The following is a 12,315-nucleotide window of genomic DNA, read 5'->3' on the forward strand; positions in this document are numbered from 1 at the left end:
ACTTTGCAGGAATTTACCGGGTCTGTGCTTCACCTGACAAAGCGGCGACGAAATAAGGTCTATTATTAGAGACAGTTACTTACCCGGGAGGCAAAATGATGAACAAGGTTGCTCAATTTTACCGTGAACTGGTAGCGACTCTGACGGAAAGGCTGCGTAACGGCGAGCGTGATATCGACGCGTTGGTCGAACAGGCACGCGCACGCGTGACGCAAACGGGTGAGTTATCGCGAACCGAAGTGGAAGAGGTGACGCGCGCCGTGCGCCGCGACCTGGAAGAGTTTGCGCGAAGCTATGAAGAGAGCCAGGACGAAATCGCCGACAGTGTTTTTATGCGGGTAATTAAAGAGAGCCTGTGGCAGGAGCTGGCGGATATTACCGATAAAACCCAACTGGAGTGGCGCGAGGTATTCCAGGATTTAAACCACCACGGTGTCTATCACAGCGGCGAAGTGGTGGGGCTGGGGAACCTGGTGTGTGAGAAGTGCCACCACCATATCGCCGTTTATACGCCGGAGGTGCTGTCGCTGTGTCCGAAATGCGGGCACGACCAGTTCCAGCGTCGGCCGTTTGAGCCGTAGGTAAAAGCAAAACGGCAACGTCGTTGCCGTTTTTAGTGTCTGCTCCCTCTCCCTGTGGGTGAGGGCATCAGGCCGCAGAATAATAAGCCAGCCTCTCCGCCAGCAAATCCACAAACGCTTTCCGATCGATATCCACCATCACTGTGGTATTCGGCTTGTTTCCCGTCAGCGAGTAATAGTCCACCACCGTCATTCCCTGGGTATATTTCCCCTTTGTTTCCACACCAACCCAACGCTCGACCGTGGTAAACATTTCCGGCTTCAGTAGCCAGGCGATGGTGCATGGGTCATGCAGCGGGGCGCCGTGGAATCCCCACTTCTCGGCTTTGTGATACTCCATAAAGAAATCGAGCAGCTCTGCCACGGTTGTTGCAACCGGGTTACCCACAGTACGAAATCGTTCGATGTCCTGCGCCATAATTTGTGCGCGGTGGGTAACGTCCAGCCCCGCCATCACAATCGGCAGGCCCGACTGGAAGACGATTTCCGCGGCTTCCGGGTCAACAAAGATGTTGAACTCCGCGGCTGGCGTCCAGTTCCCCAGCCCCATTGCCCCGCCCATGATGACGATACGGGCGATATTGCTGTGCAGTTCAGGATGGCTGTTCAGCAGCAGCGCTACGTTGGTCTGCGGGCCGGTCGCCACCAGCGTCACGGGCTCTGCGCTTTCACGCAGAACTTTCGCCATGAGCTCGACGGCAGTACAGTTTTGTGGTGCGAAACCCGGCTCCGGCAGCGCCGGGCCATCCAGCCCACTTTCACCGTGAACGTTATCCGCAATGATCAGCTCGCGCATTAGCGGCTTAATGGCGCCACCTGCGACCGGAATATCGGTGCGTTTTAGCAGCGTTAACATGCGCAACACGTTTCGCAGGGTTTTATCCGGCGTCTGGTTCCCTGCAGAGGAGGTGACAGCTTTTACGTCCAGTTCAGGGGAGGCAAGAGCAAGGACGAGTGCGATTGCGTCATCATGACCCGGATCGCAGTCGAGAATAATAGGCTGTGCCATGGCGTTCTCCATTCTTAGCATTATTTGTGACAAGGTTAACGCTGCGATGTGACGCCGAATAGAAAAAGAGATCTAAAGCGTGAAGCAGTGCGCAATCCACAGATTGCGCACTAAAAAGATTAATGCAGGATTTTGGCGAGGAAGTCTTTTGCACGTTCAGATTTAGGATTTGCGAAGAACTCTTCTTTCGGTGAGTCTTCAACAATTTTCCCTTCATCCATGAAGATCACACGGTTGGCCACTTTACGGGCGAAGCCCATTTCGTGCGTCACCACCATCATGGTCATCCCTTCGTGCGCCAGTTCCACCATAACGTCCAGCACTTCGTTGATCATCTCAGGATCGAGCGCGGACGTCGGCTCATCAAACAGCATCGCCACCGGATCCATGCACAGCGCACGCGCGATTGCCACACGCTGCTGTTGGCCGCCCGAAAGCTGGGCCGGGAACTTATTCGCATGCGCAGACAGCCCGACGCGTTCCAGCAACTTCAGCCCCTTTTCACGCGCCGCTTTTTTATCACGCTTGAGCACTTTCACCTGCGCCAGCGTCAGGTTCTCAATGATGGAGAGGTGAGGGAACAGCTCAAAATGCTGGAACACCATCCCTACGTGGGAGCGAAGCTGGGCAAGGTTGGTTTTGCGGTCATTCACTTTGGTGCCGTTAACGACAATCTCGCCCTGCTGGACAGGTTCCAGTCCATTAACGGTTTTGATAAGCGTCGACTTACCGGAGCCGGACGGGCCACATACCACCACCACATCGCCTTTTTTCACTTCTGTTGAGCAGTCGGTCAGCACCTGAAAGTGCCCATACCATTTAGAAACATTTTTCAGGGAAATCATTATACGGTCCTTTTCTTCAGCCAGCTGACCAACAGCGATGCGCTTAAACTAATCACAAAATAGACCCCGCCTGCGAAGAGGATCATCTCAACCTGCGTTCCGTCACGTTCGCCAATGGTGGAGGCGGTACGGAAGAAGTCTGCCAGGCTCAGCACGTAGACCAGGGAGGTATCCTGGAACAGGACGATGCCCTGCGTCAGCAGCAGCGGAACCATGGCGCGAAACGCCTGTGGCAGAATAATAAGCTTCATGGACTGCCAGTGCGTCATACCGAGCGCCAGCGCAGCGCTGGACTGCCCGCGCGAGATACTCTGAATACCTGCGCGGATGATCTCGGAGTAGTAGGCGGCTTCAAACATAGAGAATGCCACCATGGCAGAGATCAGGCGGATATCGGTTTTCGGCGACAGTCCCAGCACGTTCTGTAAAAAGCCGGGAACAATCAGGTAAAACCACAACAGCACCATGACCAGTGGAATGGAGCGGAACACGTTAACGTAAGCCGTAGCAAACCAGGCGAGCGGCTTAAAGCTCGACAGGCGCATCACTGCCAGCAGGGTGCCCCAGACAATACCGACGATAATGGCGATTACGGTGATCTTTAAGGTGATCGCCAGTCCATCCAGCAGATAAGGCATGGAGGGAACAATGGAACTCCAGTCAAATTCGTACATTATTTGCCCCCCAGATTGCCCGGCAGGCGTACTTTGCGTTCAACCAGGTTCATCACCAGCATGATGAAAGCGTTAATCAGGACATAGGCGAGCGTGATTGCCGTGAAGGATTCCCATGCGTGAGCGGAGTAATCCAGCAGTTTGCCCGCCTGCGCCGCCATATCTACCAGACCAATGGTTGAGGCGATGGCCGAGTTTTTTACCAGGTTCATCATCTCGGAGGTCATCGGCGGAACGATGACGCGGTAAGCGTTAGGCAGCAGTACGTAACGGTAGGCTTGTGGCAGGGTCAGGCCCATCGCCAGTGCCGCATTCTTTTGTCCGCGTGGCAGTGACTGTATGGCGGCACGCACCTGCTCGCAGACGCGCGCAGCGGTGAACAGTCCCAGACACAGCATGGAGGAGACAAAGAATTGTACGTTAGGATCCAGCTCGGCCTTGAACCACATGCCGAGATCTTCCGGCAGCAGTTCCGGGATCACCAGATACCAGGTAAAGAACTGCACGATCAGCGGAACGTTACGGAACAGTTCCACATAGAGCGTGCCAATCGAAGAGAGAAAACGGTTAGGGACGGTACGCAGAATACCGAACAGCGAACCGACAAGAAACGCGATAATCCACGCCGTTATCGATAACGCAACGGTAACCTGAAAGCCGCTCCACAGCCAGCCGAGATAGGTGGTGTTGCCGAACGGGGCTTGTTGCAGAAAGATGCCCCAGTTCCAGTCAATTGACATAGTAAACTCCAGAAAAAAGAGGGTAGCAGCGCTACCCTCGAAGATTGGTGAGAAGCTCAATTTTTGCGCTGAGTGGGGAACGACCACTCAACGTATAGTCTGTCCATGCTTCCCGACAATCGAGAGGGCAGGAGATCCCGCCCCTGTCGTTCTAGTTAGTTAAGAGCTTTGTCGTTTGGTGATTTGAACAGCGCTTTCATGTCGTCAGACAGTTCAAAGTTCATGTTCAGGTTTTTTGGTGGAATTGGGTTCTTGAACCATTTGTCGAACCATTTTGCCGCTTCGCCAGAGGTTTGCGCCTGAGCGATGGTGTCATCGATCAGCTTTTTGAAGCCTTCATCGCCTTTACGCAGCATACAGCCGTAAGCTTCTTTCGACTGCGCAGTCCCGACGATTTCCCAGTTGTCTGGTTTCTTCGCCTTGGCGCGCTCGCCTGCCAGCAGAGCGTCATCCATCATAAACGCAACGGCACGACCGCTTTCCAGGGTACGGAAGGAGTCGCCGTGATCTTTCGCGCTGATGATGCGCATGTCCATTTTCTTCTCGTCGTTCAGCTTGTGCAGCAGCACTTCGGACGTGGTACCGGAGGTCACGACAACCGCTTTGCCTTTCAGGTCAGCAAAATCTTTGATATCGCCGCCTTTCTTCGTCAGCAGGCGGGTGCCTACAACGAAGATGGTGTCCGAGAAAGCGGCCTGTTTCTGACGCTCAAGGTTGTTGGTGGTTGAGCCACATTCAAAATCAAATGTGCCGTTTTGCAGCAGAGGAATACGGTTCTGTGAAGTGATGGGGATCAGCTTCACTTGCAGGTCAGGTTTGTTCAGCTTTTTCTTCACGGCTTCAACGATGGCGTTGGAGTAATCCTGTGAATAGCCCACGACTTTTTGCGTGTTGTCGTAGTAAGAGAACGGGACAGAAGATTCACGGTGGCCGACCACGATCACGCCGTTTTTGGCAATCTTGTCGAGAGTGCTTCCTGCTGCCGGAGCGTCTTCAGCGTGAACGATGCCCGCAGACATTCCCATAACCAGCATTGCTGTGGCCAGTTTACGTAATTGCATACCCAACTCCTTTCTTATCAGCGCCAGTGACGCTTTGATACCCATTGTGATGTTGTTATATCTCGCGCAATGCGAGTGCAGTGTTATGCAAGCTTGTTAACATTTAGTCTGGCTTAATGTAAAGATTTTGCTGCGTTATTGTTTATTTTTGCGAAGCGCGCCGCACCATTCAGAGGCAATAATCTCTCGTTGCACCGTTTCGGTGCTACCGGAGATCCATGCTGGTGCGACAAGGTTGCACGTTAAGCCAGACAGCGTTTGCGTAATTAAACAAAGCAACAGGCGTGCCAGAATTGAAGTTTAGGAGGAAATTGTCGGGTGGCGGCTGCGCCGGAGAGTAGGCCGGGTAAGGCGTAGCCGCCACCCGGCAACAGAAGGCCAGGTTATCTACGACGCTGACGCAGGCTCATCACTACGGCGGCAAAACCGAACAGCGTGGTCAGGATCCACAGCGGCCAGTTCCCGGTGCGCGCATAAGGCGTCAGGCCCGTAGCTGGCGTCACTTTCGTGGTCAGCACCTCACGGGTGAACTGCGGGATCATGGCCTGGATTTCACCCTGCGGGCCAATCACGGCGGTGATGCCGTTATTGGTGCTGCGCAACAGCGGACGTGCCAGCTCCAGAGAACGCATTCGTGCCATCTGGAAGTGCTGCCACGGGCCGATCGATTTACCGAACCACGCATCGTTTGAGATGGTCAGCAGATAGTCGGTGTCCGGGCGGAAGTTATCGCGCACCTGCTCGCCGAGGATAATCTCGTAGCAAATAGCGGCCGTCAGGGCAAAACCGTGCGCATGCAGCTGCGGCTGAACGTAAGGGCCCCGGCTGAATGAGGACATCGGCAGGTCAAAGAACGGTGCCAGTGGGCGCAGAATAGACTCCAGCGGAACAAATTCGCCAAACGGTACAAGGTGATTTTTGTTGTAACGATTGGTGGAGGTATAGCTGTATTCGCTGTCCTTACCGAGCGTAATGATCGTGTTGTACGTGTCATAGCGGTTCTGCTGATTGAGACGCGCATCCACAATTCCGGTAATCAGCGTACTGCCGCGCGCGCGCAGCAGATCGTCCATCATCTTCAGGAAGGGCTGCTGATTGATCTCCAGATCCGGGATCGCAGACTCAGGCCAGATGATGAGCTGCGATTTGCCCATCACCTTTTCAGTGGCGTTGGCGTAGATTTTCAGCGTGTTCAGCAGCTGATTCTCATCCCATTTCAATGACTGCGGGATATCGCCCTGTATCAACGATACCTGCGTGGCGCGCGCGGGCTCCAGCGTGAACCACTGGATATAACGCAGTGGGAAAGGCAGGGCAAACAGGATTAACGCGGCAACCAGCGGCTTCCAGTTACGTGTCACCAGAGCCAGCACCAGCAGGCCGCTGACCGCCATGAGCAGGAAGTTAATCGCCTCCACGCCCATGACGGGAGCCAGACCTTTCAGCGGGCCGTCCACCTGGCTATAGCCGAACTGCAACCACGGGAAGCCGGTCAGTACCCAGCCGCGCAGAAATTCGGTGATTTGCCAGACAACGGGAGCCGCTATCGCGACGCGCAGCCAGGTCGTTTTAGGCCACAGACGAGATAGAATACCGGCGAACAGGCCAGTGTAGAGCGAAAGATAGGCGGCGAGCAGCACAACCAGGAAGACGTTAACCGGCCCCGGCATTCCGCCAAATTGCGCGATACTGACGTAGACCCAGTTGATACCAGAGCCAAACAGCCCCAGCCCCCAGAAGTAGCCTATGGCCGCGGCCTGTACCGGACGACGATTCAGGGTAAGACCCTGTAGCCCCATCAGGGAGAGAATAGCGGCTGGCCAGATATCGTAAGGAGAAAAAGCCAGCGTACCGCTGGCTCCGAGTAACAGCGCCAGCAGCAAACGGACGCGCTGGCGTTCAAAGAGTGGGGCAAATGCCATTTACATTAATCTTCCAGTTTTGGCACCGGTGAGTCGTCCGGCATTCTGACATGAACCTGAATAATACGTCGGCTGTCAGCCATTGCGACCTTGAACTGGTAACCATCGATGTCAACGGTTTCACCGCGGGCCGGAAGATGGCCGAAGGCCTGCATCACCAGACCACCAATGGTGTCCACTTCTTCATCACTGAAGCTGGTGCCAAAGGTGTCATTGAAGTCTTCAATGGAGGCCAGCGCGCGCACGGTCCAGGTGTGGCGGCTCAGCTGACGGAAGTCGATATCCTCTTCTTCGTCATACTCATCTTCGATTTCGCCCACGATCAGCTCAAGGATGTCTTCGATTGTGACCAGACCGGAAACGCCACCAAATTCATCAATAACAATCGCCATGTGATAGCGCTGGGAGCGAAACTCCTTCAGCATCCGATCCACACGCTTACTTTCCGGCACAACCACGGCCGGGCGTAACACTTTTTCCATACTGAAGGCTTCGGCATCGCTGCGCATAAACGGCAGCAGATCTTTCGCCATCAAAATCCCTTCGATGTGATCTTTGTCTTCGCTAATGACCGGGAAACGTGAGTGAGCCGATTCGATAATCACATCGAGGCACTCGTCCAGCGTCTGGTTGCGTTTCAGGGTAATCATCTGCGAGCGGGGGATCATGATGTCGCGGACGCGCTGGTCGGCGATGTCCATCACCCCTTCGAGCATTTCGCGCGTATCTTCGTCGATAAGGTCGTTCTGCCCGGAATCACGAATCAGCTCCAGCAGTTCATCACGGTTTTTCGGTTCGCCGTGGAAAAGCTGGTTCAGGATGAGGGAGAAAAATCCCTTTTTAGTGGTTGTCGTGTCGCTACTGTGTGAATTGTCGTCGCTCATGGCGTTTGTTAAGGGTTCTCTTGTTAGTTCAACGTTAACCGCCGCGCTATGTCCCTGCGCGGCGGCATGGTAGTCAGTGACTGACTATTCTTTCTCGGCAATGTACGGATCCTCATAGCCCAGAGCAAGCATTATCTCTGTCTCGAGGGATTCCATCTCTTCCGCTTCGTCATCTTCAATATGGTCGTAACCCAGAAGATGCAGGCTACCGTGCACCACCATGTGTGCCCAGTGCGCTTCCAGCGGCTTTTGCTGCTCTTTGGCTTCCTGCTCAACCACCTGACGGCAGATGATCAGATCGCCCAGCAGCGGCATCTCAATGCCCGGAGGGGCTTCGAATGGGAAAGAGAGCACATTGGTCGGCTTATCTTTCCCGCGATAGGTCAGGTTGAGCTCATGGCTTTCTGCTTCATCCACCAGGCGAATCGTGACCTCTGATTCTTCCTGAAACTGGGGGATAACGGCATCCAGCCATTTCTGAAACTGTGCCTCTTCTGGCATGCCGGAATTATCTTCACAGGCCAGCTGTAAATCGAGGATCACCTGACTCATTTCTGTTCATGCTCCTGCGCTTCGCGCTTACGTTCTGCGGCCAGCTCGGCCCTGCGCTTCTGATCTGCCTCTTCCCAGGCCTCATAAGCGTTAACGATACGCGCGACCACCGGGTGGCGTACCACGTCTTCGCTGTGGAAGAAGTTGAAGCTGATTTCGTCTACCTCGGCCAGGACTTCGATGGCGTGACGCAGACCCGATTTGGTGTTACGCGGCAGGTCAATCTGGGTGACGTCACCGGTGATAACCGCTTTCGAGTTAAAGCCAATACGCGTCAGGAACATCTTCATTTGTTCGATGGTGGTGTTCTGGCTCTCATCCAGAATGATGAACGCGTCGTTAAGTGTACGCCCACGCATGTAGGCCAGCGGGGCCACTTCAATCACGTTACGTTCAATGAGCTTTTCAACTTTCTCGAAGCCGAGCATTTCGAACAGCGCGTCGTACAGCGGGCGCAGGTAGGGGTCCACTTTCTGACTTAAATCGCCCGGCAGGAAGCCGAGTTTCTCACCGGCTTCTACAGCAGGGCGGGTCAGCAGGATACGGCGGATCTCCTGACGCTCAAGCGCATCGACAGCAGCAGCAACGGCCAGATAGGTTTTACCCGTACCCGCCGGACCCACGCCAAAGGTGATGTCATGGTCGAGAATGTTGGCGATGTACTGTGCCTGGTTCGGGGTACGAGGCTTAATCACGCCGCGTTTGGTTTTAATGTTGATGGCTTTGCCATAGTCCGGCACGCTTTCCGCGCTCTGCTCAAGCACGCGCGCCTCTTTGATGGCCAGGTGGATCTGTTCAGGTTCAATATCCTGGATCTCACCGCGCATCGGGGCGGTATCAACATACAGGCTGCGGAGAATATCTGCCGCGGCGTTGACGCAGATTGGGCGTCCGGTGAGTTTGAAATGGTTATCGCGACGATTGATTTCGATACCCAGACGTCGCTCCAGTTGTTTGATGTTGTCATCAAACGGCCCGCACAGGCTCAGCAGGCGAGCGTTGTCTGCGGGCTCAAGGCTAATTTCACGCGTATCTATGTTCAAACTGTTCCTCTTTATTTGGTTAACTGACCTGTGGCCACACGGCGTAATAAAACGGTCATTACCGAAATTATTCACGCCATAGAATAAAGGCGCAAGCGTTGCGGTAGATATTGGGGGTGATGAGAGGAAATACAAGGCCTGCCGGACAGGCAGGCCAGAGGGATCAGGGCTGGTAAATACCTACGCCAGAATCGTTGACTTTACGGGTGCGAGAGATAACGGATTCCGGAGTCTGTGCAATACGCAGACCCATTTCGTCCTCAGTGCGTACCACCTTCCCGCGCAGCGAGTTCGTGAGCACTTCGACAATCTCGACGTCCACAAACTTACCAATCATGTCCGGGGTGCCTTCAAAATTCACCACGCGGTTATTTTCGGTTCGACCAGACAGTTCCATGATGCTCTTACGGGAAGTGCCTTCCACCAGAATACGCTGGACAGTGCCGAGCATACGACGGCTCCAGGCGTTGGCCTGCTGGTTGATACGCTCCTGCAAAATATACAGACGCTGCTTTTTCTCTTCTTCCGGCACATCGTCAACCATATCGGCCGCTGGGGTGCCCGGGCGTGCTGAGAAGATGAAGCTGTAGCTGACGTCGAAATTCACCTCGCCGATGAGCTTCATGGTGCGCTCGAAGTCATCAGCGGTTTCGCCAGGGAAGCCGACGATAAAGTCGGAGCTAATCTGGATATCCGGGCGCGCTTCACGCAGCTTGCGGATGGTGGACTTATACTCCAGCACCGTATGTGGACGACCCATCAGGTTCAGCACGCGGTCAGAGCCGCACTGGATCGGCAGGTGCAGGAAGCTCACCAGCTCTGGCGTATCGCGATAGACGTCAATAATGTCGTCGGTAAATTCCATCGGATGGCTGGTGGTAAAGCGAATGCGGTCAATGCCGTCAATCGCCGCCACCAGACGCAGCAGTTCAGCAAAGCTGCCGGTGGTGCCGTCGTAGTTTTCCCCGCGCCAGGCGTTCACATTCTGGCCCAGCAGGTTCACTTCGCGAACGCCCTGCGCGGCAAGCTGCGCGATTTCAAACAGGATATCGTCTGCCGGGCGGCTCACTTCTTCACCACGGGTGTAAGGTACCACGCAGTAAGTACAGTATTTGTTGCAGCCTTCCATGATGGAGACGAAGGCGGTCGGGCCATCAGCGCGCGGCTCTGGCAGACGGTCAAATTTCTCGATCTCCGGGAAACTCACGTCAACCACCGGGCTACGGCTGCCGCGAACCTGATTAATCATCTCTGGCAGGCGGTGAAGGGTCTGAGGGCCAAAAACGATATCCACATAGGGGGCTCTCTGGCGGATCAGCTTACCTTCCTGCGATGCGACGCAGCCACCCACGCCAATGATCAGGTCCGGATTTTTCCGTTTGAGAAGCTTCCAGCGGCCTAACACATGAAAGACTTTTTCCTGTGCTTTTTCACGAATTGAACAGGTGTTCAGCAGCAGCACATCGGCTTCTTTCGCATTTTCAGTCAGCTGGTATCCGTGGGTGGTATCCAGCAGATCGGCCATCTTCGATGAATCGTATTCGTTCATCTGACAGCCCCAGGTTTTTATATGGAGTTTTTTAGTCATCGACTTGCTCAGCTCAGGATTGCAAGCCGCGTATTGTAATGCTTTGGTGCGGTTGTGACCAGTATGAAGGTTGTCAACCTCAGGGCCGCAAAAATCCGGTAAACTTAAGGTATTCTCCAATAAGGAATAGTGACCATGACACTCCTGAACACCGAAGTTGCCGTTGTTGGCGGCGGTATGGTCGGCGGCGCACTGGCGCTGGGGCTGGCGCAGCAGGGATTTGACGTAACCGTTATTGAACAGGCGGCTCCGCCGGTATTCGATCCTTCCAGCCAACCGGACGTGCGTATTTCCGCCATCAGCGCGTCCTCTGTTGATCTGCTTCGCGGGCTGGGCGTCTGGGAGGCGGTGCTGGCGATGCGCGCGCACCCTTACAGCCGTCTTGAAACCTGGGAGTGGGAAAATGCTCACGTCTCGTTTGACGCCGCCGAGCTGAAACTGCCGCGCCTGGGCTATATGGTGGAAAACAACGTGCTCCAGCAGGCACTCTGGCAGGCGCTGGAGGCGCACCCGAAGGTGACGCTGCGCGTTCCGGACTCGCTGAAAGCCCTGCATCGTCATGAAGGTGGATATCTCCTGACGCTGGATAACGACGATGAGCTGGCCGTGAAGCTGTTAGTGGGGGCGGATGGCGCGAACTCTCAGGTCAGGCAGATGGCAGGCATTGGGATCCATGCCTGGCAGTATCAGCAATCCTGCATGCTGATCACCGTGCAGTCAGAAAACGCGCCGGGCGAAAGCACCTGGCAGCATTTTACGCCGAACGGCCCGCATGCATTCTTACCGTTGTTTGATAACTGGGCTTCGCTGGTGTGGTACGACAAGCCGGCGCGTATTCGACATTTGCAGGGGCTGTCCATGGAACAGTTGCAGCGCGAAATCCGCCAGCACTTCCCGCGCCGTCTGGGTAACGTGACCCCGGTTGCCGCTGGCGCATTCCCGCTGATGCGACGCCATGCGTTGCAGTATGCCCGTGAAGGGCTGGCCCTGGTGGGAGACGCGGCGCACACCATTCATCCGCTGGCGGGGCAGGGGGTTAACCTGGGATACCGTGACGTCGATGCGTTACTGGATGTGCTGGGTAACGCTCGCGCCCACGCGGAAGCCTGGGCCAGCCATGAGGTACTGAAGCGCTACCAGACGCGCCGTATGGCGGATAACTTCATTATGCAGTCGGGGATGGATCTGTTCTATGCCGGGTTCAGCAATGACGTGGGTCCGGTGCGGATATTGCGCAATATTGGATTGATGGCGGCGGAGCGCGCCGGTGGTCTGAAGCGTCAGGCACTGAAATACGCCCTCGGACTCTGATCTTTATTCCCTCTCCCCGTGGGCTGAGGGTTCCCCACAAATTAATGCGAGCACTGAGCAATCCCCTCGCCCCTCCGGGGAGAGGGTTAGGGTGAGGGGAACATA

At 55.1% G+C, this 12,315-nt stretch carries 12 protein-coding genes; 2 read left to right on the forward strand and 10 right to left on the reverse strand.

Annotated elements, in window-relative coordinates; genetic code table 11:
• Positions 1–98 precede the first annotated feature (98 nt).
• A complete protein-coding gene (locus ACNQ0T_RS19605; RefSeq protein WP_032621827.1) occupies positions 99–581 on the forward strand; it encodes a zinc ribbon-containing protein in 483 nt (160 codons plus the stop codon).
• 67 nt (positions 582–648) lie between these two features.
• Here the strand turns inward: ACNQ0T_RS19605 and rihA are convergent, their stop codons facing one another.
• The 10 genes from rihA to miaB form a co-directional block, all read right to left on the reverse strand.
• Positions 649–1,590 carry a pyrimidine-specific ribonucleoside hydrolase RihA gene (rihA, locus tag ACNQ0T_RS19610; protein WP_417930340.1) on the reverse strand — a complete coding sequence of 314 codons (942 nt, stop codon included), beginning with the start codon at positions 1,588–1,590 and terminating at the stop codon, positions 649–651.
• A gap of 119 nt (positions 1,591–1,709) precedes the next feature.
• Positions 1,710–2,435: an amino acid ABC transporter ATP-binding protein gene (locus ACNQ0T_RS19615; RefSeq protein WP_017382465.1), complete on the reverse strand. Its 726-nt coding sequence runs from the start codon at positions 2,433–2,435 to the stop codon at positions 1,710–1,712.
• Positions 2,435–3,109, reverse strand: a complete 675-nt coding sequence (gene gltK, locus ACNQ0T_RS19620) for a glutamate/aspartate ABC transporter permease GltK (RefSeq protein ID WP_022647437.1) — start codon at positions 3,107–3,109, stop codon at positions 2,435–2,437. The genes ACNQ0T_RS19615 and gltK overlap by 1 nt, the downstream gene beginning before the upstream one ends.
• Complete coding sequence (gene gltJ, locus ACNQ0T_RS19625) at positions 3,109–3,849, reverse strand: glutamate/aspartate ABC transporter permease GltJ (RefSeq protein WP_015571133.1); 741 nt, start codon at positions 3,847–3,849, stop codon at positions 3,109–3,111. Before gltJ ends, gltK begins: the two co-directional genes overlap by 1 nt.
• 155 nt (positions 3,850–4,004) lie before the next feature.
• Positions 4,005–4,910, reverse strand: coding sequence for an amino acid ABC transporter substrate-binding protein (locus tag ACNQ0T_RS19630; RefSeq protein WP_022647438.1), 906 nt, complete (start codon positions 4,908–4,910; stop codon positions 4,005–4,007).
• Positions 4,911–5,293: 383 nt separating this feature from the next.
• Positions 5,294–6,832: an apolipoprotein N-acyltransferase gene (lnt, locus tag ACNQ0T_RS19635; RefSeq protein ID WP_022647439.1), complete on the reverse strand. Its 1,539-nt coding sequence runs from the start codon at positions 6,830–6,832 to the stop codon at positions 5,294–5,296.
• Between the two features lie 5 nt (positions 6,833–6,837).
• Positions 6,838–7,716, reverse strand: a complete 879-nt coding sequence (gene corC / locus ACNQ0T_RS19640) for a CNNM family magnesium/cobalt transport protein CorC (RefSeq protein ID WP_003858679.1) — start codon at positions 7,714–7,716, stop codon at positions 6,838–6,840.
• Between the two features lie 84 nt (positions 7,717–7,800).
• Complete coding sequence (gene ybeY, locus ACNQ0T_RS19645) at positions 7,801–8,268, reverse strand: rRNA maturation RNase YbeY (RefSeq protein ID WP_003858677.1); 468 nt, start codon at positions 8,266–8,268, stop codon at positions 7,801–7,803.
• Positions 8,265–9,311 carry a PhoH family protein gene (locus ACNQ0T_RS19650; protein ID WP_022647440.1) on the reverse strand — a complete coding sequence of 349 codons (1,047 nt, stop codon included), beginning with the start codon at positions 9,309–9,311 and terminating at the stop codon, positions 8,265–8,267. The genes ybeY and ACNQ0T_RS19650 overlap by 4 nt, the downstream gene beginning before the upstream one ends.
• A gap of 163 nt (positions 9,312–9,474) precedes the next feature.
• Positions 9,475–10,899, reverse strand: coding sequence for a tRNA (N6-isopentenyl adenosine(37)-C2)-methylthiotransferase MiaB (gene miaB / locus ACNQ0T_RS19655; RefSeq protein WP_003858672.1), 1,425 nt, complete (start codon positions 10,897–10,899; stop codon positions 9,475–9,477).
• A 135-nt stretch (positions 10,900–11,034) separates the two neighbouring features.
• On the opposite strand from miaB, the gene ubiF reads away from it, so the two are divergent.
• On the forward strand, positions 11,035–12,210 hold the full coding sequence (ubiF, locus tag ACNQ0T_RS19660) for a 3-demethoxyubiquinol 3-hydroxylase (protein ID WP_228338895.1): 1,176 nt from the start codon (positions 11,035–11,037) through the stop codon (positions 12,208–12,210).
• Positions 12,211–12,315: the final 105 nt, after the last annotated feature.

The organism is Enterobacter cloacae complex sp.6700776 (assembly GCF_048284255.1).
Lineage (GTDB): Bacteria > Pseudomonadota > Gammaproteobacteria > Enterobacterales > Enterobacteriaceae > Enterobacter > Enterobacter intestinihominis.

What these genes read in the sequence shown, in the direction of transcription:
- ACNQ0T_RS19605 (WP_032621827.1), top strand. Translation starts at nt 99, where the DNA reads ATGAACAAGGTTGCTCAATTTTACCGTGAACTGGTAGCGACTCTGACG.
- gltK (WP_022647437.1), bottom strand. Translation starts at nt 3,109, where the DNA reads ATGTACGAATTTGACTGGAGTTCCATTGTTCCCTCCATGCCTTATCTG.
- gltJ (WP_015571133.1), bottom strand. Translation starts at nt 3,849, where the DNA reads ATGTCAATTGACTGGAACTGGGGCATCTTTCTGCAACAAGCCCCGTTC.
- ubiF (WP_228338895.1), top strand. Translation starts at nt 11,035, where the DNA reads ATGACACTCCTGAACACCGAAGTTGCCGTTGTTGGCGGCGGTATGGTC.
- ybeY (WP_003858677.1), bottom strand. Translation starts at nt 8,268, where the DNA reads ATGAGTCAGGTGATCCTCGATTTACAGCTGGCCTGTGAAGATAATTCC.
- ACNQ0T_RS19615 (WP_017382465.1), bottom strand. Translation starts at nt 2,435, where the DNA reads ATGATTTCCCTGAAAAATGTTTCTAAATGGTATGGGCACTTTCAGGTG.
- miaB (WP_003858672.1), bottom strand. Translation starts at nt 10,899, where the DNA reads ATGACTAAAAAACTCCATATAAAAACCTGGGGCTGTCAGATGAACGAA.
- corC (WP_003858679.1), bottom strand. Translation starts at nt 7,716, where the DNA reads ATGAGCGACGACAATTCACACAGTAGCGACACGACAACCACTAAAAAG.
- rihA (WP_417930340.1), bottom strand. Translation starts at nt 1,590, where the DNA reads ATGGCACAGCCTATTATTCTCGACTGCGATCCGGGTCATGATGACGCA.
- lnt (WP_022647439.1), bottom strand. Translation starts at nt 6,832, where the DNA reads ATGGCATTTGCCCCACTCTTTGAACGCCAGCGCGTCCGTTTGCTGCTG.
- ACNQ0T_RS19630 (WP_022647438.1), bottom strand. Translation starts at nt 4,910, where the DNA reads ATGCAATTACGTAAACTGGCCACAGCAATGCTGGTTATGGGAATGTCT.